We start from the raw sequence: 23074 nt of genomic DNA, 5'->3' as shown, positions 1-23074 counted from the left end.
AAAGGGACAGTTTGAGTAACGAAATTGAAATTGGACACGGCAAACGTGCGCGTCGCGTTTACTCATTTGATGAAATTGGGGTGGTGCCCAGCCGTCGCACTCGCGATCCGGAGTTGGTGTCAACATCCTGGAGCCTAGACGCCTATCAGTTTGAAATCCCTGTGCTCGGCGCGCCGATGGATTCTGTCATGTCACCAGCTACTGCTATCGAGCTGGGCAAACTGGGCGGTCTTGGGGTGCTCAACCTTGAGGGCCTCTGGACACGCTATGCTGATCCGCAGCCGCTGCTTGATGAGCTGGCTTCGCTCGATGACAGCAAACAAGCTGTGCAGCGTATGCGTGAAATTTATGCAGAACCGATCAAATCAGAGCTTATCACCGAGCGGATCGCCGAAATACGTGCAGCTGGTGTGACGGTAGCCGGCAGCCTGTCTCCGCATCGCACAGCAGAACACTATGAGACCGTTGTAAAAGCCGGCGTAGATCTGTTCGTGATTCGTGGCAACACGGTCTCAGCTGAGCATGTTGCGGTTGAGGGCAAAGAACCGCTTAATCTCAAGAAGTTCATTTATGAGCTTGATGTGCCGGTGATTGTCGGCGGAGCTGCAACCTATCGTTCAGCTCTGCACCTTATGCGCACAGGCGCAGCCGCGGTGCTTGTTGGATTTGGCGGGGGTGCCAGCTCAACTACGCGAGCAACTCTCGGCATTAGTCAGCCAATGGCAACTGCGATCGCCGATGTGGCGGGAGCGCGTTCTGACTATCTTGACGAGTCTGGCGGGCGTTACGTCCATGTGATCGCTGATGGTGGCCTCGGAACTTCAGGTGAGGTTGTGAAAGCGATCGCCTGCGGCGCAGACGCTGTGATGCTCGGCTCGCTGCTTGCGCGCGCAGCTGAAGCACCCGGAGGCGGTTGGCACTGGGGGCAAGAAGCGCATCATGATTCACTGCTGCGCGGGCAGCGAGTAGCAGTGGAGCAGGTTGCACCGCTTTCTGAGATACTGAACGGTCCGTCACAGATTGCTGATGGCACCGCGAACCTTATTGGAGCGTTACGCACCGCACTAGCGACAACCGGCTATTCAGATTTGAAAGAATTCCAGCGCGTTGGAATTGTGCACACCGCTAAATAGATAGTGTGCCGCATATGACCTCAGCACCGGCTGCCCCGAAAAATACTAAACGGCCTCGTTATTCAGGTGAGCCCACGCTCGGGCAGATTATGCGTCGCCCAAAGTGGATTTTCGCGCTCATTTTGGTGCTCTCCGTTGCTTCGGGGTTTGCTTGGCTGGCACAGTGGCAGTTGGGTAACGCCATTACCCTTGACGATAAGGCGCAGATTGACACCGAGACTGTGATACCGCTTGCAGAATTGGTTGAGCCGGCCCAACCGTTAAACGATGTGGCTGCGGGGCACAGAGTATCAATTAAAGCTAGCCTTGTTCCAAATGAATTTGTGATTGTCGGTAATCGCGCTAACTCTGGTGCGGTGGGCTACTGGGTTGTAACACAGGCATATGCGGAAACTGCCGCAGCGGAGCATGATACGCAAGACCTAGCCAACCTGGCGGTTGCGATTGGCTGGGCAGCTACAGCTGACGAAGCCGCTGCGGCTATTGAGAAACTTGAAGCAGCGGGGATCAGCGAAAACCGCACACTGTATGAGGGGCGGCTCAATCCGCTTGAGACACCGGGCGCCCCTGAAATGCAGGGGGAGCTAACGGTTTACCCAAGCGTTGTTCCGGCGCAGCTTTTGAATCTCTGGCAAAATCCGCTGCCTAAGACCTACGCGGGTTACGTTGTGCTAGAAACAGATAACGGGCTGCGTGAGGTATCCGGGCTGCAGGCAATTGATTCTATTCCCCCAACCCCGCCTGAGACCGTGAACTGGATAAACTTGTTTTACGGTTTGGAGTGGGTGTTGTTTGCCGGCTTTGCGGTCTATTTTTGGGTGCGACTCTGCAGAGATGCGCACGAGCGCGAGCACGAACTAAAACTGCAAGAAGAGGAGAAACTCAATGGCTGAATTACTGCCACGCCCGGAAACCTATCCGTCGATTCGTAAATCTCTAAAGTTTTTTAAGATCTCGTCGATGATTACCGGGGTGATGCTGTTCGGTCTGTACATCATCTCCGGGATTCGCTGGTTTATGCATTCAGACGTATATGTCAACACAGGTAGTGCACTATTCGAGTTGGTGCAGTTGCCGCCAGAGGGTGTGGAGCTTGATTTTGAGCCTGCCGGTGTTAACTTCACAACTATATTCCTAATTGCGCATGGTTGGTTTTATGTTGTTTATGTCATCGCATCGTTCACTGTCTGGAGCGGCATGCGTTGGCCTTTCTGGCGCTTCATTTTGCTCGCACTCGCAGGTTGCGTGATTATCGTGTCGTTTATTGCCGAACGCTGGGTGGTGCGTGATGTGGAAGCAAGACTTAATGACGGCCGTGATCGAGTTCAAAATCAAAATCATAGTGAAGCCTCACCCGCGGTTTAAATAAACCGTGGCAGGCGATGATCCTTCCCTAAAAACCCGGTAGATTTTTAATTAGATAAATCCGTTGCTAAACCTGTGAAAGGTTATCGATGACAAACCAAACACTTGAAGCGCCGCGCCCGGTGCTCGTAGTTGACTTCGGGGCACAGTATGCGCAGCTTATCGCGCGTCGCGTTCGTGAAGCAGGTGTTTATTCAGAGCTCGTGCCGCACACAATTACTGCTGCTGAAGTGCTTGCGAAAAAGCCGCTTGGCCTTGTGCTCTCAGGTGGGCCTTCTTCGGTTTATGCGGAAGGTGCCCCAACCTTTGACGACAGTATTTTTGAGTTGGGCATCCCGACGTTCGGAATTTGCTACGGTTTTCAGGTTATGGCGCAAGCCCTTGGCGGTGTAGTGGGTCACACCGGTGACCGTGAATACGGCGCAACTGATGTGGTGCTGTCAAATACGGCAGATGCTATTCTGCAGGGCCAGCCTGTTGAGCAGAACGTGTGGATGAGCCACGGTGACGCTGTGCAGCAGGCGCCAGAGGGTTTTGAAGTTTTGGCTTCTACCGCTGTAACTCCGGTAGCTGCTTTCGGATCTAAAGAACGTCGTATGTACGGCGTGCAATGGCACCCAGAGGTGAAACATTCGGATCACGGTCAGGCTCTGTTAGAAAACTTCCTGCGTTTTATCGCTGATATTCCGGCGGAGTGGAACGCTGAGAATGTTATTGAAGATCAGGTTGCTCGCATCCGTGCGCAGGTTGGTGACGGCAAAGTGATTTGTGGTCTGTCTGGCGGGGTCGACTCTGCTGTGGCAGCCGCCCTCGTGCATCGGGCAGTTGGCGATCAGCTGACATGTGTTTTTGTGGATCACGGTCTCTTGCGTCAGGGAGAGCGGGAGCAGGTTGAGGTTGATTACGTCGCATCAACCGGTGTGCGTTTGGTCACAGTAGATGCGCGCGAGAAATTCTTAACTGCGTTGCAGGGTGTGACCGATCCGGAAACAAAGCGCAAGATAATCGGGCGTGAATTTATTCGCACCTTTGAAGAAGCCGAGGCGCAGCTCGTGGCTGAAGCTGCTGAAAGTGATGGCAGTCCGATCCGATTCCTGGTGCAGGGCACACTCTACCCGGATGTTGTTGAGTCTGGCGGCGGCAGTGGCACGGCAAACATTAAGAGTCACCACAATGTGGGAGGGCTGCCAGAAGACCTAACTTTCGAGCTTGTTGAGCCACTGCGCACCCTGTTCAAAGATGAGGTGCGTGAGATTGGGCGACAGCTCGGTTTGCCGGAGGTGATTGTTTCGCGTCAGCCTTTCCCAGGCCCCGGTCTGGGCATTCGCATTATCGGTGAGGTTACTGAAGATCGTCTTGAAACCTTACGCGCGGCCGATGCGATCGCGCGCGAAGAGTTGACGGCGGCCGGGTTAGATGCTGAAATTTGGCAGTGCCCGGTGGTGTTGCTCGCTGATGTGCGGTCGGTTGGCGTGCAGGGTGACGGGCGCACCTACGGCCATCCGATTGTGCTTCGTCCGGTGTCGTCTGAAGACGCGATGACCGCCGACTGGACTCGTCTACCGTATGATGTGCTTGCACGCATTTCTAACAAGATCACCAACCAGGTGCCAGATGTAAATCGTGTAGTGCTTGATGTTACTTCAAAACCACCAGGAACTATTGAGTGGGAATAAATAAATAAATGCCGGCCCTGGAGCCGGCATTTATTTTGTTGGGGCGTGGTTAATCCTGGCTGCGCAAGATTGCGATTAGGCGCAGAATTTCAACATAGATCCAAACGATGGTGACCATCAGACCCCAGGCTGCCTGCCAGCCGTAAATTTTTGGTAGGCGGTTGCGCTCTCCGTTTGCGATAAATTCAAAATCGCCGACAAGAGTGTATGCGGCAAGACCAATTGCGAGGAGGCCGATTATTACGCCGAGTGGAATTCCGAAGATTTCGATGCCGCGCAAGCCCCACGGATCGCTCATTGCACCGGTCCATACCAGAGCGAGATTAATCAGCGAGAAGGCGAGATAAGACAGGATCGCGATCATTACAATCTTGTTCATGCGAGGGCTGGTGCGCACTTTACCGCTGCGGAACAGGATGAGGGTGACGGCGACAACCACCAGGGTGCCGAGCAGCGCCTGAAAGATGATGCCTGAATAGGCTCCCTCAAAGATGCGGGAGATGCCACCGACGAAGAGCCCTTCGATTGCGGCGTATGCCATGATGAGGCCGGGTGAGATCTTTTTACGGAAACCGATAACCAAACCAAGCACCAGAGCGACAAGAGCTGCTGGCAGTGACACAGCCGGGAAGATCCACCCAACAACAGCGGTCGTTAGGAGAATAGCAAAAAGACCGACTGTCTTTTGGATCGTGTTCTCAATTGTCATCGGATCCGAAGCGCCGCCGAGCACCTCAGCAGCTGTTGGTGCCGGACGGCTCGGATCTTGCTGCACCGTCTTCTCTGCGGCAGGAGTGTTATAAAGTTTCTCAAGCTCTGCTGAGGTGAGCGTGCGACTCGAGAAAGCCGGATTGTTGCTCAGGGCTGGGCTGCTCAATATGATCCTCTCAATTAGGAGTTAGCTATTGCACATAGCCTATTGCGTCTTGTCGAAAAGTGGCTGAAAGATAAGACTCACAAAGATGCTTGCACCCAGCTTCTCGGTGATAAATAACGGATGCGTCGACAGTATAAGAGGGGCGGAGATGCGGCTGGATAGTTTAAGTCCGAGATAAAGTCATAGACCACTCTCATAGACTTGAATACATGACAGATTTCACCATTCCGGAAGACAGCGGCGCTCTTAATTTATGGGGTGAGCGCGTTGGCGCTACTGCATCCGCATCCGATAGCGGTTGGGAGCAGTTTTTAGGTAATGGCGAGAGCCTGACGGCAGGGCTTAATGAGCAGCAGCGGCGTGCGGTTGAGTCTCGCTCTCGAGCGCTTTTGGTTGTGGCCGGCGCAGGGTCCGGAAAAACAAAGGTGTTGACACACCGCATTGCACATTTAGTGCGACAGCGTGATGCGTGGCCGAGCCAAATTCTTGCAATTACGTTCACCAACAAAGCGGCAGCTGAGATGAAAGAACGGTTAGCTGCGCTACTTGGCAAAGAAGCTGAACGCATGTGGATCAGCACATTTCACTCAGCGTGTGTGCGCATTTTGCGAAAAGAAGCTGAACGGTTTGGTTACAACTCAGGATTCACCATCTATGACACAGGCGACACTCGTGCGTTGATGAAATCACTCATTAAGCAGCACGCTGCGGATGTGTTTGGGTTTAAGCCGGCCAGTGTGTTGAGTCGCATTTCAAAAGCCAAGTGTGAGCTACGTGATGCTTCAGATGTGGCGCGAGAAGCTGATATGAGCAACCCGCGTGAAGCTATGTTTGCGCAGCTTTTCACCGATTATGAAGCGAGCCTTAGGCGTGCTCGAGCAATGGACTTTGACGATCTGTTAGCACAAACTGTGCATCTATTTCGCGCATTTCCTGACGTGGCGGCCCGCTATCAACGCCGATTCAGGTGGATTTTGGTTGATGAGTATCAAGACACTAACCGTGCACAGTATGCGCTAATCAGTGAGCTGACAAAACCAATTAGAAGAGAAAATCAGGATCATTTACAGCCGCCGGTCAGAGTGGCTGAGCTGAACGAACTTGGTGAAATTCCCTCTGCCGCCCTGACCGTTGTGGGCGATTCAGACCAGTCAATATACTCCTTCCGCGGTGCTGACATTCGCAATATCCAAGACTTTGAGCAAGACTTTCCTGACGCCGAGGTGGTGGTGCTAGAGCAAAACTACCGCTCAACGCAGAATATTTTGTCAGCCGCAAACGCTGTAATCTCACACAACTTCGATAGACAAGACAAGAAGCTCTGGTCTGATCTGGGTGACGGTGAGAAAATTCAAGGTTTTGCGGGATACTCACCGCGAGATGAGGCAAGATTTGTTGCCGATGAAATCGAGACACTGGCAAATCGAGGCCGTGCATACGGCGATCTTGCAATCTTGTATCGCACCAACACCCAATCGCGTGTGCTCGAAGAGGCTTTGGTGCGTTCTGCAATCCCATATCGTGTGTTTGGGGGGACGAAGTTTTACGACCGTTCCGAGGTTAAGGATGTGCTGGCTTACCTGCACTGCGTCGTGAATCCGTACGACCCAATTGCCTGGTCTCGAATGCTTTCAAGCCCCAAGCGGGGTGTCGGGCCGGCAGCTGAGGCGGCCATCGCAATGTTTCAAGAGCAAAACGACATCAGCTTCCACGAGGCAATGCTTAGAGCAGCTGAGATTCCGGGGATCACCGGTCAAAAGTTGAAAACCGTGCGGGCGCTTGGCGAAATGTTTGCCGCCGCTAGTGAGATGGCTTTCGGAAACGCAGAAAAAGAATTGCAACCAAAAGGTGCGGGCGCCATCGTTGAGTACTTGATGAAAGAAACCCAATACGTTGAAAAGCTGAAAGCAAAACCTGACCCGCAGGAGCATGCACGCGCCGAAAACGTGGAAGAGTTTATGCTGCACGCCAATGAGTTCGATGCAGAAAACACCGAGGCAACCCTGATTGATTTTCTGACAGAGGTTGCGCTTGTGTCAGACGGCGGGCAGAGCGAAGACGGTTCTGGTGAAGTTTCGTTGATGACACTGCACTCGGCCAAAGGGCTCGAGTTTCCGACAGTGTTTTTTGTTGGTTTCGAGGAGGGGCTGCTGCCGCACGCAACAAGTGTTGAAGAGCCCGGCGGAATCAGTGAGGAGCGGCGTCTTACATACGTTGGTATCACGCGGGCAAAAGAGCAGCTTTACATTACCCTGGCTGCAACCAGGGATACCTACACAGGTGAAACGCACCCAACAGCTGAATCTCGTTTCCTGAATGATATTCCCGAAGATCTGATAGTTTGGCGCCAACATATTGATGAAGTCTCAGGCTCGACCGGATTTCGCGGCGGGTGGTCGAGCGCGGTGGCGACTAGCAGCGGCGAGGGCTGGGGTGGATCCGAAAATTCAAACTACGGTTGGGGTTCTGGTAGATCTTCCGAAAATGTTTGGAGCGGTGACGCAGACAGCTCGCTCGGGTATTCTAGACGTCTCTCACAAAAATCTGCGGGTCAGCGACGAGGTCGTGTGCGCGGCGATAATAGCGCAACAGCTAAGTGGGAAGAGCGCAAGCGAGAAGCGCGACAGGGGCTGGCGAAGGGGCAGGGCTTCACGAATATCATCGACCCGAGTAAAGCAGCAGCTGCCGGGGTTAATCTAGCCGTCGGCGATAGCGTTGAGCACGATATGTACGGTGTCGGCGAGGTCTTTAAACTTGCGGGAACCGGTGCAAAACAGGTGGCCTTCGTGCGCTTCCCAGAAGTCGGTGAAAAGAAACTGCTCGTGTCGCTCGCTCCGATGCGCAAACTCGACCAGTAAAGCTCGCCTTAGAGAGGCTTAAACCTCTAATAGTTTTCACAGATAAAAGCCGTTACAACGGCAGAAATTCAAGTCTTAGCCGGTGTAAACTGAGAGGGCAAGAAACCTCAAACCATTGCCAGTGCGGGCAATTGTCTGCGCGGCAAAAATTGATTGGAATAGCGTGGATCTATACGAATACCAAGCACGAGACTTGTTCGAGTCCTATGATGTGCCAGTGCTTGCCGGAATTATCGCAGACACTCCAGACGAGGCGCGTCAAGCCGCTGAACGGCTCGGCGGCGGAGTGGTCGTCGTGAAAGCTCAGGTGAAAACGGGCGGCCGAGGTAAGGCTGGCGGCGTCAAAGTTGCGAAGAATCCAGACGAAGCACACGCCGCGGCAGAAGCGATCCTCGGGCTCGACATTAAGGGTCATGAGGTAAAGCGCGTGATGGTTGCCGAAGGTGCGCGCATCGCGCAGGAGTTCTACTTCTCAGTGCTGCTTGACCGCGCTAACCGATCACTGCTATCCCTCTGCTCTGTTGAGGGCGGCATGGAGATTGAGCAGCTTGCGGTAGAGAAGCCAGAAGCACTCGCGCGTGTTGAGATTGATCCAATCAAAGGCATCGACGCCGAAAAGGCGCTCGAAATTGCGAAAGCCGCGAACTTCCCAGAGGAGCTGCAGCAGAAGGTTGCAGACGTTTTCGTGAAGCTCTACAAGGTTTATGAGTCAGAAGACGCAACACTCGTCGAGGTGAACCCGCTTGTTCTAACAGAAGAGGGCAACATTATTGCGCTTGACGGCAAAGTTTCGCTTGATGCGAACGCAGAGTTCCGTCAGGCGGGGCACGCGGCGCTCGAAGACAAGGCCGCCACCGATCCGCTCGAAGCGAAGGCTAAAGAGCACGACCTCAACTATGTGAAACTTGACGGTGAAGTCGGCATCATTGGTAATGGTGCGGGTCTTGTGATGTCAACTCTTGACGTGGTTGCCTACGCTGGTGAAAATCACGGTGGTGTGAAGCCAGCAAACTTCCTCGATATCGGTGGCGGTGCATCAGCTGAGGTTATGGCTCAGGGGCTCGATATCATCCTGGGCGATCCGCAGGTAAAGAGTGTGTTTGTAAACGTTTTTGGTGGCATCACCGCATGCGATGCTGTGGCAAACGGTATCGTTGGTGCGCTTGAAAAACTCGGTGATAAGGCAAACAAACCACTCGTTGTGCGCCTGGACGGCAACAATGTTGAAGAGGGGCGCCGTATCCTCAACGAAGCAAACCACCCACTTGTGATCCAGATGCCAACTATGGACGAGGGCGCCGACAAGGCAGCTGAGCTCGCGAACGCCCGCTAAGAGATTTTTGGAGATTTAAGAAAATGGCTATCTTCCTAACTAAGGATTCAAAGATCATCGTGCAGGGTATCACCGGCGGTGAGGGAACCAAACACACTGCGCGTATGCTTGCGGCAGGCAGCAACATTGTTGGCGGTGTTAACGCCCGTAAGGCTGGAACCACTGTGTCACACGTAAACGCAGCCGGTGAGACAGTTGAACTGCCTGTTTTCGCAACGGTTGCAGAAGCGATGGAACAGACCGGCGCAGACGTGTCAGTCGCTTTTGTGCCACCTGCTTTCACCAAAGACGCTGCAATTGAGGCTATTGATGCAGGGATCGGCCTGCTGGTGATTATCACCGAGGGTGTGCCGGTAAAAGATACTGCACAACTGTGGGCTCACGCGAAAGCGACGGGCAACAAAACTCGTATCATCGGCCCAAACTGCCCGGGAATTATTACCCCTGAGGAGGCTCTCGCAGGCATCACACCGGCAAACATTACCGGGAAAGGCCCGATCGGTCTTGTGTCAAAGTCAGGCACTCTGACCTATCAGATGATGTACGAACTGCGCGAGATTGGTATCTCAACCGCCATCGGTATCGGCGGAGACCCAATTATCGGCACAACCCATATTGACGCACTTGCTGCGTTTGAAGCTGACCCAGAGACCAAAGCCATCGTGATGATTGGCGAAATTGGTGGCGACGCAGAAGAGCGCGCAGCTGAGTTCATTAAAGAGAATGTAACTAAGCCGGTGGTTGGCTATGTTGCAGGCTTTACCGCACCCGAAGGTAAGACTATGGGGCACGCCGGTGCGATCGTGTCAGGCTCTGCCGGCACAGCGCAGGCAAAGAAAGAAGCTCTCGAAGCAGCTGGAGTAAAGGTCGGTAAAACACCAACTGAAACCGCGAACCTCATGAAAGAGATCTTCGCGTCACTCTAAACACATATAGGATCGGGGCGCCACCTGAGTGGCCAGCTCCGAATATGAAATGGCGGTTCGGAAACACCCGAACCGCCATTTTCGCGTTTCAAACACGTTCTAACTTCTTCGAGCTTTGTTGAGTCTTCAGCGGTGCAGGGTAATAAAAAGAGCGGGATTCTTAAAACGAACCCCGCTCCCTTTAAGGACCTAGCCGCTGTGGCTTTAGATCGAATCGATGATCTTGTTGAACGTGGCGCTTGGGCGCATTACCGCATCAGTTTTAGCGGCGTCTACCCTGTAGTATCCGCCGAGGTCAGCGGCCTCACCTTGCGCCTGAAGCAACTCAGTCTCAATAGTCTCTGAGTCAGCAATCAGCTGCTCAGCAACAGGAGCCAGTTTTTCGGCAAGCTCAGCGTCGTTAGACTCTGCTGCAGCCTCAGCCCAGAAGCGAGTCAGCCAGAAGTGGCTGCCACGGTTGTCGAGCTCACCAGCCTTACGTGAAGGTGATTTATTTTCATTCAGGAAGCGGGCGGTTGCTGTTTCAAGTGCGTCCGCTAAAGAGTCTGCGCCAGCGTGTCGCAAAGACTCTGCTAACGCCATAAACTCACCGAGTGAATCCCAACGCAGGTGGTTCTCGGTAACAACCTGTTCCACATGCTTCGGAGCTGATCCGCCCGCACCCGTCTCGAAGAGACCACCACCGGCAAGCAGTGGCACCACCGAAAGCATTTTTGCGCTGGTGCCGAGCTCCAGAATTGGGAAAAGGTCGGTGTTGTAGTCGCGCAGCACGTTACCGGTCACGCTGATGGTGTCTTCGCCGCGACGAATGCGCTCGACAGAGAGAGCGGTAGCAGCCGCGGGTGCAAGAATTTGAATATCGAGACCGTCGGTGTCGTGATCTGCGAGGTAAACCTCTACCTTTTTGATGAGTTCCGCGTCGTGTGCACGGCTGCTGTCGAGCCAGAACACTGCGGGGGTCAAAGACGCACGAGCACGGGTGACAGCGAGTTTTACCCAGTCACGCACCGCATCATCTTTGGTCTGGCAGGCGCGCCAGATGTCACCGACTGCCACCTCGTGCGACAGCACAACCTCGCCTGCTTGGTTCACAACTTCAACCACACCGGCAGATTCAAGCTTGAAGGTTTTGTCGTGTGAGCCGTATTCTTCCGCTTTCTTGGCCATCAAACCAACGTTTGGCACAGTGCCCATGGTGCGCGGATCGTAGGCTCCGTGCTTGCGGCAGTCATCGATAACCACCTGGTAAATCGAAGCATATGAAGAATCTGGAATAACCGCGAGAGTGTCCTGCTGCGCGCCTGCTGCATTCCACATCTGACCGGAGGAGCGGATCATGGCAGGCATCGAAGCATCAACAATAACGTCACTCGGAACGTGCAGGTTTGTAATGCCTTTATCGCTGTTTACCATTGCAAGAGCTGGGCCGTTTGCAAGATCGGCATCGATTGCGGCGCGAATCTCGGCCTCGTTCTCCCAGCCCTGGATGCCGGCGAGCACCGCACCTAGGCCGTTTTCACCATTCAGACCTGCGGCGATTAGCTCAGCACCAAATTTTTTGAAGGTCTCAGCGAAGTAGGCTCGCACAACATGCCCAAAGATAATCGGGTCAGAAACCTTCATCATTGTTGCCTTCAGATGCACCGAAAACAGCACACCCTCTTCTTTAGCGCGTTTGATCTGCGCAGCAAGGAAGTCATCAAGCCGTGCCACGCTCATAAACGTTGCGTCCAAGATCTCGCCGGAAAGCACCTTCAGACCTTCACGCAAAACAGTTTCTGTGCCGTCAGCTGCACGGTGACGAATAACAAGCTCGTCAGCAGCATCGAAGGTAACCGACTTCTCGTTGCTCGCAAAGTCGTCAGCGCCCATTGTCGCAACATTCGTCTTTGACTCGGTCGACCACTCACCCATAGTGTGCGGATGCGCCTTAGCGTATTCCTTCACTGCTTTAGGTGCGCGTCGGTCGCTGTTACCCTCACGCAAAACCGGGTTTACAGCAGAGCCCTTCACCGCGTCATAGCGGGCGCGCACATCTTTATCAGCATCGCTTTCTATCTCATCTGGATAGTCAGGCAGCTCAAAACCTTTTTCCTGCAGCTCAGCAATTGCTGCTTTGAGCTGCGGCACAGAGGCAGATATGTTGGGCAGTTTAATGATGTTAGCTTCCGCAGTTTTTGCCAGGTCACCAAGCTCTGCGAGAGCGTCGGGCACCTGCTGTGCTGCCGGGAGCAGATCATTGAAAGCGGCGAGGATGCGGCCGGCGAGCGAAATGTCGCGGGTGGCTACTTCTACGTCCGCAGTTTTTGCGAACGCCTGCACAATCGGCAGAAATGAGTGTGTTGCCAGCATCGGCGCTTCGTCGGTATAGGTGTAGATGATACGTGCCACAGAAAGCTCCTTAAGTTAAGCCTGCAAGCCGGCGCTGATGCGCAAACTAGTTTGACATCAAGATTTTACCGCGAATTCCTTAGCAGCTGCCGCACGCCCGATCCACATTCCAGTGCTGGCCCGGTAAACTGCGTTTAATGAAGTACTTATTAGCCGCAATCGCAGCAGCTGTTGAAGCGCTCGCAGTAGCTCTGTCAGGGCTTGCGGTGATTGCGGTGCCGGCCACACTGTTGTGGATTATCACTTACAAGCTCGCAGCGGGTGCTGAGGTTGTAGCCGCACTGGTCTCTGGCGCCTGGTTGTGGGGGCACGGTGCACCGCTGCAGTTTGATTTCACCGCCCAACAGATAGTTGATATCGGTGCCGGGCAAGAGGCGGTACGTTTCCCCCTCTCTCTACCGCTGCTCGGCATCGCCTGCCTCACTGTTGCTGGGGGAGTGCGGGCAGGTCGCCGTATACACGCGGCGGGTGGCGCGAACCCTGCGCAGCTCTTTATTTCGTGCGGATCGGCCGCAGCTGGTTTTCTTTTAATTTCAACTATTGCGGCATCTTTGGCGTATTCCCTTTCGCCTCACTCGATGTGGATGCTCGCATTCAGGCCGTTATGGTTGTTTTTAATGGCACTGTTTGGTGGTGTGCTGTGGGCAGCCCGTGAGATGCTGCCTGATCTCATAGAAGAAAAAATACTGCCCAAGTTTGGGGTGCAGCAGCAGGCAGCATTTTCGATATCGCAGGTGTTTGGTAACGCCGCAGTGATTTTTGCTGCTGTGGCGCTCGGCCTGGTTGCGCTCAGCGCTCTGCTGCTGTTCTTTAATATCGCTATTAATTTCGTTGATTATGTGCGCTTAAGCCAAAGCCTGCACTTTGATCTAATGGGCGTCATTATTAGTTTTCTTGCGCAGCTGCTGTTTTTGCCAGTTGCTCTCATTTGGGCTCTTGCGTGGGTCTCTGGCGTCGGGTTCTCAATTGGCGAAGCAACCCTGTTTTCACCATTCCAGCTTGCCTCAGGGCCCCTGCCCGCGTTACCAATTTTTGCGTGGGTGCCAGCAGACTGGGGCAGCTTTGGCATTGTCGCCCCGCTCATCGTAACTGTGGTTGCGCTGAGCATGACACTGCTTTTTAGATCGCGTTTGAAAGGATTGACCCCAGGGCAGCGCCTGGCTACGGCGCTGTTGGTAGCTGCGCTCTCGTGGGTTTGCGGGTTTATCCTATTCGGAATCGCTCGAGGGTCTTTAGGCCCCGGAACTTTGGTTTACACAGGCAGCGATCCGGTTAGCGCTGCTAGCGCTATCGCGGTTGAAGTTTTAATCGGTGTAGCGTTTGGTGCTTGGGCATATCGCTCATCGCCGCTCACAAAGTTAACGGAGACTGGAACATTTTTCACAAGTTTTAGGCGCCGCTCTCTGACAGAAACAGATGAGGCGCAGACGCTGGAAACTGAGCCGCTTGACACAACAGATGTCGATTCGGGATTCGGTTTGCTTGCAGCACGAGCGCGGGAGGATTTCCTAGCAGAGCAGGATCGTGAATCTAAACGGGATGCGCCGGTCTCCAACGACACCGCGTCTGAGCACTCAGATGACAGCGCCGAACTTGGGGAGTATGAGAGCCTCGACGAAGTGGTCGGCCAAGAGCAGGAACAGTATGACACTGCAGAACTGCTGCGCAACTTTGAGTGGAACAAAAACGACCGCGCTTAAAAAGACCAAAGCCCGTAGGAGTGCTTAGAGCGCTTTGGTTAATTAAGGATCCGATAATTTTTGCACACTGTCTGAGAATGGATCAGCTCAGTGCGCATACAAGCATGGGAAGTGTGTTAACTTTGTAGTGCTTCAACTTGAAGCAGCACGGGAGCCTTAACTGGAGGGCTGAGAGAGAGCGCCTATTGCTCTGACCGTTAAACCTGATCTGGGTAATGCCAGCGTAGGAAGGAATATTTTGGCATACGTATATCGCAATCGAACCGCAATTCTTGCTGTTTTGGGAGCAACCGTTCTTTTGGCCGGCTGCGCGCAGGGCAACGCGGGCAACACCGCTTCTCAAGATGACTCTAGTAGCAGCGATGCGGCTAAAACCGTGACAATAGCCGTGCACGACAGCTTTCCCGGTGACGAATTTGCTGCCGCTGCGAGCAAAGCCACCGGTTATGATGTGAAGGTTGTTGAAACTGGTGATGGCTCTGAGCTGGCGAACAAGCTTGTTTTGACTAAAGACGCCCCAATCGCTGACGCATTCTTTGGCGTGACCAACCTGCGTGCGGCGAAACTGGTGGAAGAGGGCGCAGTTGCGCCGTACAAGCCTGCGAAGCAGTCAGCAAACGCCGCTAATTTCGCGTTTGATAAAGCTGACAGCATAACCCCTATCGATGAGGGTTCGGTGTGTTTCAACATAGATCCGGCTTGGTTTGTGGAAAAGGGTATTCCTGAGCCGAAAACATTTGAAGACCTAACAGCAGAGACCTACAAAGGACTCACCGCTATCATCGATCCGAGCGCTTCTGATACGGGCCGCGCACTGCTAGCTGGAACGGTTGCTAAATTTGGTGAAGAAGGCTACCTCGATTACTGGAAGCAGCTGCTAGACAACGGTGCGCGCCTTGAACAGGGCTGGTCAGCAGCTTATAACGGTCAGTTCACTCAGGGCGGCGAAAACGGCACATTCCCAATCGTGCTGTCATACGCGTCAAGCCCAGCTTGGACCGTAAACGATGAGGGCACAGAATCTAGCACCAAAGCGCTGCTCGAAACATGCACCGATGTTGTGGAGTATGCAGGTGTGCTTGCCGGCGCATCTAACGAAGCGGGTGCGAAAGCCGTGATTGACTACATGGTGAGCGGTGAATTCCAGGCAACCATTCCAGACACCATGTACATGTACCCGGTTGATGATTCTGTCGAGCTGCCAGAAGAGTGGGCAAAGTTTGCACCGCGTCCAACTACTCGCTGGAATGTGCCTGCAGAACGCGTTGGCAAAGAAATTGAAACGTGGGTGCGTGACTGGCTGAACAACTTCAGCGAGTAGGCATGCAAAAACAGCTCCAACAGCTTGGCACCCTAATTTTTTGGGTGTTACTGGCGACAATTCCAGTAGCGCTGTTGGGGCTGTTTTTCTTTTGGCCGCTCGGGGTGTTGCTCGCGCGCGGGCTCGGCGATCCGCTTAGCGCGGCGGCGGTGTTTGCCGAGGCACGCACTTTAAAAGTATTGAGCAACACCCTGCTGCAGGCGCTCGGCGCAACGATGATATCGGTTGTAATTGGTGTGCCTGCGGGGTTTGTCACCCACTGCCTCAGGTTTCCTGGGGTGCGTCTTTTGCGGGGTTTATTAATGATCCCGTTTATTATGCCAACGGTGGTGGTGGCTCTCGCCTTCGGCGCTCTTTACGGGCCGGGTGGTGCGTTTGAGTGGCTCGGTCTTGACCGCAGTTTCATCCTGGTCTTAATGGCGATGGCGTTTTTTAACATCACGCTCATCTCCCGCAGCACTGGCTCCCTCTGGGAGGTGCTTGATCCGAGACTGACGCAAGCAGCCCGCACGCTCGGCGCTAGCCGGTGGCGGGCATTTCGCACAGTAACGCTCCCGCAGCTGCTGCCGGCCATCGCCTCATCCGCAGCGCTTGTATTCTTTTACTGTGCATCAAGTTTTGGCATTGTGCTGATTCTTGGCGGGCGTAAATTTGCGAATCTCGAGAGTGAAATATACACCGCCGCGACAGTGTTCCTCGACTTTGAAACCGCTATCGCGCTGACCCTGCTCCAGTGCGTTATTGTCGCAGCCGCTCTTGCTCTCTCGCATCGGATGCGTCGCCGCGGTGAGGGTTTAAAGCTCACTGTCTCGCAGGCGCGCCAGATTACTGTGACGGATATTCCGCTGCTTGTTGCCACTCTGGCCGTTTTAGCAGTGCTGCAAATTACCCCCATCATCGGGCTGCTCGTGCGCTCAGTGAAACGGGACGGCAGATGGACGTTTGAAAACTATCGTGCGCTTGCAACCCCGATGAATAATTTTGGTGGTTCGGTGCTCGATGCGGCTGTTGTTTCTGTGCGGCTAGCGGCAATAGCCACTGTTTTGACGCTCGTGCTAGCTGTGCCCGCGGCAATTCTGGCATCGCGTCGCCCAGCAACCAGGTTCGGGAAACTCAGTGTCTCCGCTTTTGATTTCGCGGTGATGCTGCCGGTCGGAATCTCGGCGGTAACCCTCGGTTTCGGTATGCTGCTCGCAATGCACAACCCCTGGGGCACAACGCTCGATCTGCGCTCGAGCGGACTGGTTATCGCAATTGCGCAAACATTTGGCGCGCTGCCGCTGGTGCTGCGGTTGCTCACACCGATTCTGCGCGGAGTTCCCAAAGCTCAGCTTGAGGTGGCGGCAACACTCGGCGCGAGTAGCGTCAGACGTCTTTTCACAGTCGAACTGCCGCAGCTGCGTCACGCGCTGGGAGTGGCAGCCGGCTTCACTTTTGCGATTGCGCTTGGCGAGTTCGGGGCAGCCAGTTTTTTGGTGCGACCGGGCAGCACGACACTGCCGGTCGTGATTGGTCAACTAGCGTCACGTCCGGGCGATGCTAACTACGGCACCGCAATCGCGGCGGCGGTGCTGCTCGGCGTTATCGCCTCGACGGTAATGCTGATGGCTGAACTGAGCAGCAGAAAGGCACACAGCTTTGCTTGAACTTATTGATCTTAAAGTTGCTGCCCCTGACGGGCGCACCCTGCTTGAAAACGTTAATTTACAGGTTGTTTCCGGAGAGACTATCGCCCTGCTTGGCGCCTCTGGTTCAGGTAAGTCAACCCTGCTGCGCGCTGTGACGGGGCTAGCAAAAGTTACCGGCGGAGATATTCGCTGGTGCGGCGCATCGGTGCTTGATACGCCCCCACACCGACGCGGTTTCGGCATGGTGTTTCAGGATGCGCAGTTGTTTGAAAATCGCTCTGTTGCAGGCAATATCGCATACGGGCTTGAGGTTAAACAGGCAGACGGTAGCAGACTTACAAAGCAGCAGCGGCAGCTGCGCGTTAACGAAATGCTGCAGTTGGTGGGCCTGTCAGGGTTTGCGGATCGGCGCCCCTCAACACTCTCTGGCGGGCAAGCGCAGCGGATCGCACTCGCCCGCGCCCTCGCGCCGAAACCCGCCGCACTCATGCTGGACGAACCGCTTTCTGCGCTCGACTCAGACCTGCGCGTGCGTTTGGCTGCCGAACTGAAACTGCTCCTCAAAAACACCACCGCTATTTTTGTTACGCACGACAAAGAAGAGGCGGCGCTTGTTGCCGACCGGATCGTGCGCATAGAGGATATCGCCACGCAAACGGCTGGGTAAACTTAGAGAGTGGAACTAACTAAGGCTCGCGTTAACCCGATACACAGGGTCGCTTTGGTTATCGACTATTCCCTGTCATACCTTGGGGGAGCTCAAAGCGCGTTTTTAGATCAAGCGCACGCGCTCGCTGGTTACGGGCACCGTGTAACGATTATCGCTCCCGGCACCAAAGACGATGCCTGGGTTAAAGAGTGGGGTGGCAGTGCGCTACCGATTAAACCCGCTGGAACGCTGCCAGGCCTTGACCTTCCTATTATCCGCAACCGAGCGGGTTTGCGCGCCCAGCTTGCAGACTACCTGCGGCGGCTGCACATTGATATCGTGCACACACACTCTGAGTTTGGGCTGTCTGCTGCCGCGGTGAGCGCGGCACGCGACGAGGATATTCCGGTTGTGCACACCGTGCACACTTTCTTCTGGCAGGCGCGCCTTGCAGGGCCGGTCGATATGCTCGGCGCCGCTGCGGTGCGCAGCGGAATAAACTGGTTAACCCGCGGGGAAGCAGCGCTCGGAAAAGCAACCCCCGGCAGCGGGGTATGGCCTAATAAACGCACCGATGCGCTGTTGCAGGAGGTAACCGCCTCAGCTGCGAGCCGGGCAGATGTCACTATTTCACCGTCTGCTCATCAGGCAGATAAACTGCGCGCTGCCGGTGTCGGTGAAGTGCGGGTGATACCGAACGTGAACACACGCAGTGATTTTGGTGCGCCACTAACGGCAGTGGAGGCACCCTTACGTCTGGTCTGGGTGGGGCGACTGGTCGCAGAAAAACGTGTGCTCGAGTTTATTCAGGCTATCGACGCAGTTGTTAAAACTTTAGGATCTGCGGCGCTTACTGTGCAGATTATCGGGGCGGGGCCGCTGGAGCACGCCGCACGGAGGAGCGCTGCGCACCTACCGATAACCTTCACCGGCCGACTGTCGCGCGAAGAGGTGACGCAGCAAATGCGCGCTGCGCACGCGACGGTGCTAACAAGTTTTGGTTTTGACAATCAGCCGGTGACAATTATTGAGTCTGTGCACGCTAGAAGACCGGTCATAGTCTGCGATCCGCAGCTGCGGGAGGGCCTTACCCACAGTGGAATCTATGCTGCAGGGCCTAATCCAGCAGAGATGGCCGCAAAAATAGTGGAGCTGGTGCGCGATCCGGCCAAGCTGATTTCTGCAAGCGAGGCGACGGTCATTGACGCGACAGATTTTGACCCCGCCAATCACGTGGCAAAGCTTCGGGCAGTCTATGCGCAGGCTGAGTTAGCGAGTTAAAATTAAATGGTGCTAGACATTGTTGTGCTCATCTCCGGTTCTGGAAGCAACCTAAAATCCCTGCTCGAACAGGCCGCAGCTGGAGCGCCGTTTCGGGTGGTAGCGGTAGGTGCTGACTGTGACGCTCCAGGGCTCGCTTACGCAGAAGCACACAGTGTTCCAAACTTTATTGTGAAGCCGTCAGACTACACAGATCGTGCTGCTTGGGGTGCAGAATTCGCCGAAAAAATTAAAGAATTTGGTGTCGATGCGGCAAAGGGGCTGGTGGTGTCAGCGGGTTTGATGCGTATTTTGCCACCGAATTTTATCGCTGAGTTTAGCCCGCGCCTGATAAACACTCATCCCGCGCTGCTACCCTTATTTCCGGGTGCGCATGCCGTGCGTGATGCGTTAGCTGCCGGGGCTACTGAAACCGGGGTTACTGTGCACCACATCGATGAGGGCGTTGATACCGGCCCGGTTATCGCGCAAACGGCCGTGCCAGTATTAGACGGCGACGATGAAGCAACCCTCCACGAACGCATCAAGGTAGCAGAGCGACAGCTGCTCGGCCGAGTGATCTCCCAATTCGCTCGCGGAGAACGTAATTTTTAGCGCCAGAGACTAAGCGGGTGTGCAAAGCGCTGATCCGCAAGAAACTAAAACCAAAGGAGCACCAGTGGCAGTAGCCAGCAAAGATCCGAGCCTCTACAAGCACCGCGACCAGATTGCGGTTAAACGAGCACTAATATCGGTGAGTGATAAAACCGGGCTGCTTGAACTTGCTGCGGCGCTTAACAGTGCGGGCGTAGAGATTGTTTCGACCGGCTCAACTGCAGCGCAGATCCGTGCAGCAGGCTACCCCGTGCGGGATGTCTCAGAGGTGACCGGTTTTCGGGAGGCACTCGACGGGCGCGTGAAGACTCTGCACCCAGCGGTGCACGCAGGCCTGCTCGCCGATCTTCGACTTGAAGATCATCAGCAGCAGCTCGTAGAGCTCGGCTATGCCGGATTTGAGCTCGTTGTTGTGAACCTGTATCCATTCGCAGAGACGGTTGGCGCGGGTAAACCAGCCGCAGATATCATCGAAAATATCGATATTGGTGGCCCTGCGATGGTGCGGGCGAGCGCGAAGAATCACGCAAATGTTGCGATCGTTGTATCACCCTCCCGCTACCCGGATATTATCGCCGCAATCGAAAACGGTGGCACAACCCTAAATCAGCGTCGCGCCTTAGCGACCGAAGCTTTTATTCACACCGCAAACTATGACGGTGCTGTTGCAAACTGGATGCTCGACCAGGAGCAAAACGCTTGGGGTGAGAGCGATCTTGCCGTTGACTCTTATGACGCCGAAGACAACGCTGATGTGATTTTCGAGCCGGTTGAAAACGCTGTGGTGACATATGATCTCAGCGGTGTTCGCGAAACTGTTTTGCGTTACGGTGAAAATAGCCACCAGCGGGCGGCCTTGTTTGCTGATCTTGACTCCACCGGTATCGCACAGGCAGAGCAATTGCACGGCAAAGAAATGTCATACAACAACTATGTTGATGCTGATGCTGCTCTGCGTGCGGCATACGATCACCAGCAGCCAGCGGTTGCAATTATTAAGCATCAAAACCCGTGCGGCATTGCTGTGGCGCCCGCAGATGCTGCAGATGCGATCGCTGCAGCCCATAAACTTGCGCACGCCTGCGACCCTGTGTCAGCTTTCGGCGGAGTAATCGCTGCGAACCGTGAGGTGACCGAGGAAATGGCCAAGACTGTTGCCGAGATCTTCACTGAGGTTATTGTGGCCCCCGGGTTTACCCCGGAGGCGTTAGCGATTCTGACGCAGAAGAAGAATTTGCGCCTGTTGCAGCTCCCGGCTGATTTTGCACAGTCAAAGACTGAGGTGCGCCCGGTTTCTGGGGGCTTCCTGGTGCAGGATGCGGATCGCAGCTTCAAGCCGGCTAGCCAGTGGGAGCTTGCTGCGGGTGAACCTGCTGCGCCAGAGGTGCTTAGCGACCTAGAGTTTGCTTGGCGGGCGTGCCGTGCTGTTAAGTCGAATGCGATTTTGCTTGCAGCTGGCGGCGCGAGTGTCGGTGTCGGCATGGGGCAGGTAAACCGTGTAGATTCAGCGCGTCTCGCAGTGTCACGTGCGGGGGAGCGAGCCGCCGGCAGCGTTGCTGCATCGGATGCCTTCTTCCCGTTTGCAGACGGTTTGCAGGTGCTCATTGACGCTGGTGTGACAGCGGTAGTGCAGCCCGGTGGCAGCGTGCGCGATGAAGAGGTAATCGCTGCCGCTAAAGCAGCCGGGGTAACCATGTACTTTACCGGCGAGCGTCACTTCTTCCACTAGTATTGGAAGGCTTACCTAAAGCTACTCATTTTGAGCACGTCAAAACTGTGAAAAGGTTACTGTAGAAGAATGGTTATTCTAAAAAGTATTGTTCTTGTTCTGCATCTTTTATCATTCGGTGCTATTTTTGGCGCATTAATTGGCCAGTTTAAAAACGCAAAAACTGGTAAAGCAGTTATTTCTAATGGCATAATGCACGCCACCACTGCGTTGTTGGTGACCGGGCTGCTGCTCGTTGGCTTGATTTACGCCCTCGGCAGCGAACCGAACAACATGAAGATCGGTGTGAAGACTGCCGTGCTGCTCGTAATTTTCGGTCTAGTGATTGCGAACCGGAAAAAAGAGAATGTATCAGCCGGTGTGCTCGGTGGTATTGCCGGTTTGCTCGCGCTAAACGTAGCGCTTGCAGTGATGTGGTAGGTCTTAATTAGATTAAAAATCGCCACTTCCCGTGACCTGTTTATTTAAAAAGTTTGGGAAGTGGCGATTTTTTATGCGCACAGCGCAGTTAGCGCAGAGGGCTAGTTATCACCCTGGGTTTGTGGCTGCTGCTGGGTAATGCAGTGAATACCACCGCCACGAGCGAAGATCGGGCGGGCGTCTATTCCCACAATCTTGCGGCCGGGGTAGACTTCCCCGAGCACCGACTGTGCATAATCGTCTGCAGCCGCGTCTCCAAACGCGCAAGCGATAACAGCATCGTTGATAACAACGTGATTGATATAGCTGTAATCAACAAAATCCTCTGCATCGCGCAACTGAGACGGTGCCGGCAGCGTGATAATCTCTGTTTTGTCACCGCGTTCGGCAAGCCATTTCTTCGCGATTTCGAGATTATTGCGTGCGATTTCGTGATCTGGGTGGCTGGTGTCACGCTGCTCATGCATGAGCAGCACCTCGGGGGTTGCAAACGCAGCGAGAATATCACTGTGCCCGCGGGTGCCGAACTCGTCGTGATCGCGATACAGCCCACGAGGGAGCCAGAGCACGCTATCGGTGCCGATAGTGCGCTGGAGTTCTGCCTCAACCATTTCTTTCGTGTATTCGGGGTTGCGACCCGGATCAAGCTGCACAGTTTCTGTGATGATGACACGGCCGGTGCCGTCTACCTGGATGCCGCCGCCCTCATTCACCATGTCAGAGTTGATAAGCGTTGCTCCGCTTGCTTCGGCGATGATGCGGCCGATGTGTTGGTCTTTATCCCACTCTGCCCACTCCTGTTGGCCCCAGCCGTTGAAGACATAGTTCACCGCACCCAGTCGGCCATCTGTATCGAGCACAAAGCTCGGGCCGATGTCGCGCATCCAAGCATCGTTGAGCGGTGCAGTCAGAAGCTCAATAGAGCTGCTGAGATACTTGCGAGCAATCTTTTCATCTCCAGGATTTACAACCACGGTGACAGCTTGAAACTCACTCGCCGCGTTAGCAACAGCTGCCCAAGTCGTGTGTGCCTCCGCAGCAAACTCAGCAGTGTCGCCAAGGAGATAACCACCGGTAGGCCACGCCATCCAGAGGCGTTCCTGCTTGTGTCCTTCTATCGGCATACGCCAAGTGCTTGTCACTCGTGCTCCTTTTGCTCTGTTGTGTTAATCCACAATATTTATGATCGCTTT

Annotated in this window: 18 protein-coding genes and 1 riboswitch; of the genes, 15 read left to right on the top strand and 3 right to left on the bottom strand. The window is 54.5% G+C overall.

The genetic code is table 11. From position 1 onward, the window contains the following. Positions 1-11 precede the first annotated feature (11 nt). From HCQ99_RS03205 to guaA, 4 genes are all read left to right on the top strand, one after another. Positions 12-1133: a GuaB3 family IMP dehydrogenase-related protein gene (locus HCQ99_RS03205; protein ID WP_166985625.1), complete on the top strand. Its 1122-nt coding sequence runs from the start codon at positions 12-14 to the stop codon at positions 1131-1133. 14 nt (positions 1134-1147) lie between these two features. Beyond that, positions 1148-2026, top strand: a complete 879-nt coding sequence (locus HCQ99_RS03200; RefSeq protein WP_166985622.1) for an SURF1 family cytochrome oxidase biogenesis protein — start codon at positions 1148-1150, stop codon at positions 2024-2026. After that, positions 2019-2498 carry a DUF3817 domain-containing protein gene (locus HCQ99_RS03195; RefSeq protein WP_166985619.1) on the top strand — a complete coding sequence of 160 codons (480 nt, stop codon included), beginning with the start codon at positions 2019-2021 and terminating at the stop codon, positions 2496-2498. Before HCQ99_RS03200 ends, HCQ99_RS03195 begins: the two co-directional genes overlap by 8 nt. 89 nt (positions 2499-2587) lie before the next feature. After that, on the top strand, positions 2588-4174 hold the full coding sequence (gene guaA, locus HCQ99_RS03190; RefSeq protein WP_166985616.1) for a glutamine-hydrolyzing GMP synthase: 1587 nt from the start codon (positions 2588-2590) through the stop codon (positions 4172-4174). 49 nt (positions 4175-4223) lie between these two features. Here the strand turns inward: guaA and HCQ99_RS03185 are convergent, their stop codons facing one another. After that, complete coding sequence (locus HCQ99_RS03185) at positions 4224-5051, bottom strand: Bax inhibitor-1/YccA family protein (RefSeq protein WP_208317151.1); 828 nt, start codon at positions 5049-5051, stop codon at positions 4224-4226. Between the two features lie 209 nt (positions 5052-5260). Here HCQ99_RS03185 and HCQ99_RS03180 point away from each other — a divergent pair, with 209 nt between their 5' ends. The 3 genes from HCQ99_RS03180 (at position 5261) to sucD (ending at position 10168) form a co-directional block, all read left to right on the top strand. After that, complete coding sequence (locus tag HCQ99_RS03180; protein ID WP_166985613.1) at positions 5261-7909, top strand: ATP-dependent helicase; 2649 nt, start codon at positions 5261-5263, stop codon at positions 7907-7909. 163 nt (positions 7910-8072) lie between these two features. Further along, a complete protein-coding gene (gene sucC / locus HCQ99_RS03175) occupies positions 8073-9242 on the top strand; it encodes an ADP-forming succinate--CoA ligase subunit beta (RefSeq protein ID WP_166985609.1) in 1170 nt (389 codons plus the stop codon). Between the two features lie 23 nt (positions 9243-9265). Beyond that, positions 9266-10168, top strand: a complete 903-nt coding sequence (gene sucD / locus HCQ99_RS03170) for a succinate--CoA ligase subunit alpha (RefSeq protein ID WP_166985606.1) — start codon at positions 9266-9268, stop codon at positions 10166-10168. 204 nt (positions 10169-10372) lie between these two features. Here the strand turns inward: sucD and HCQ99_RS03165 are convergent, their stop codons facing one another. After that, a complete protein-coding gene (locus HCQ99_RS03165; protein WP_166985603.1) occupies positions 10373-12559 on the bottom strand; it encodes an NADP-dependent isocitrate dehydrogenase in 2187 nt (728 codons plus the stop codon). A 137-nt stretch (positions 12560-12696) separates the two neighbouring features. On the opposite strand from HCQ99_RS03165, the gene HCQ99_RS03160 reads away from it, so the two are divergent. From HCQ99_RS03160 to HCQ99_RS03125, 8 genes are all read left to right on the top strand, one after another. Further along, positions 12697-14259: a cell division protein PerM gene (locus tag HCQ99_RS03160; RefSeq protein ID WP_166985600.1), complete on the top strand. Its 1563-nt coding sequence runs from the start codon at positions 12697-12699 to the stop codon at positions 14257-14259. Between the two features lie 137 nt (positions 14260-14396). Further along, positions 14397-14506, top strand: a riboswitch (TPP riboswitch). After that, complete coding sequence (locus HCQ99_RS03155; RefSeq protein ID WP_243854557.1) at positions 14498-15580, top strand: thiamine ABC transporter substrate-binding protein; 1083 nt, start codon at positions 14498-14500, stop codon at positions 15578-15580. Its footprint overlaps the riboswitch before it by 9 nt. A 2-nt stretch (positions 15581-15582) precedes the next feature. Beyond that, complete coding sequence (locus HCQ99_RS03150; RefSeq protein ID WP_166985597.1) at positions 15583-17226, top strand: ABC transporter permease; 1644 nt, start codon at positions 15583-15585, stop codon at positions 17224-17226. Beyond that, positions 17219-17875, top strand: coding sequence for an ABC transporter ATP-binding protein (locus tag HCQ99_RS03145; RefSeq protein ID WP_166985594.1), 657 nt, complete (start codon positions 17219-17221; stop codon positions 17873-17875). Before HCQ99_RS03150 ends, HCQ99_RS03145 begins: the two co-directional genes overlap by 8 nt. Positions 17876-17884: 9 nt before the next feature. Next, complete coding sequence (locus tag HCQ99_RS03140) at positions 17885-19138, top strand: glycosyltransferase family 4 protein (RefSeq protein ID WP_166985591.1); 1254 nt, start codon at positions 17885-17887, stop codon at positions 19136-19138. 9 nt (positions 19139-19147) lie between these two features. Further along, positions 19148-19732: a phosphoribosylglycinamide formyltransferase gene (purN, locus tag HCQ99_RS03135; RefSeq protein ID WP_243854775.1), complete on the top strand. Its 585-nt coding sequence runs from the start codon at positions 19148-19150 to the stop codon at positions 19730-19732. Between the two features lie 64 nt (positions 19733-19796). Next, positions 19797-21461 (top strand): bifunctional phosphoribosylaminoimidazolecarboxamide formyltransferase/IMP cyclohydrolase, encoded by a 1665-nt coding sequence (gene purH / locus HCQ99_RS03130; protein ID WP_166985585.1) that lies wholly within the window; start codon positions 19797-19799, stop codon positions 21459-21461. Between the two features lie 69 nt (positions 21462-21530). After that, on the top strand, positions 21531-21881 hold the full coding sequence (locus tag HCQ99_RS03125; RefSeq protein ID WP_166985582.1) for a hypothetical protein: 351 nt from the start codon (positions 21531-21533) through the stop codon (positions 21879-21881). A gap of 101 nt (positions 21882-21982) precedes the next feature. Here HCQ99_RS03125 and HCQ99_RS03120 read toward each other — a convergent pair whose 3' ends face one another. Beyond that, the gene (locus tag HCQ99_RS03120; RefSeq protein ID WP_166986540.1) at positions 21983-23005 is read right to left on the bottom strand and encodes an agmatine deiminase family protein; all 1023 of its coding nucleotides are present in this window, start codon (positions 23003-23005) and stop codon (positions 21983-21985) included. Between the last annotated feature and the right edge of the window lie 69 nt (positions 23006-23074).

It is taken from the genome of Canibacter zhoujuaniae (assembly GCF_011752015.1).
Taxonomy (GTDB): Bacteria; Actinomycetota; Actinomycetes; order Actinomycetales; family Microbacteriaceae; genus Canibacter; species Canibacter zhoujuaniae.
The sequence above is the reverse complement of the archived record's forward strand: the minus strand, read 5'-3'. Positions and strand labels throughout refer to the sequence as shown.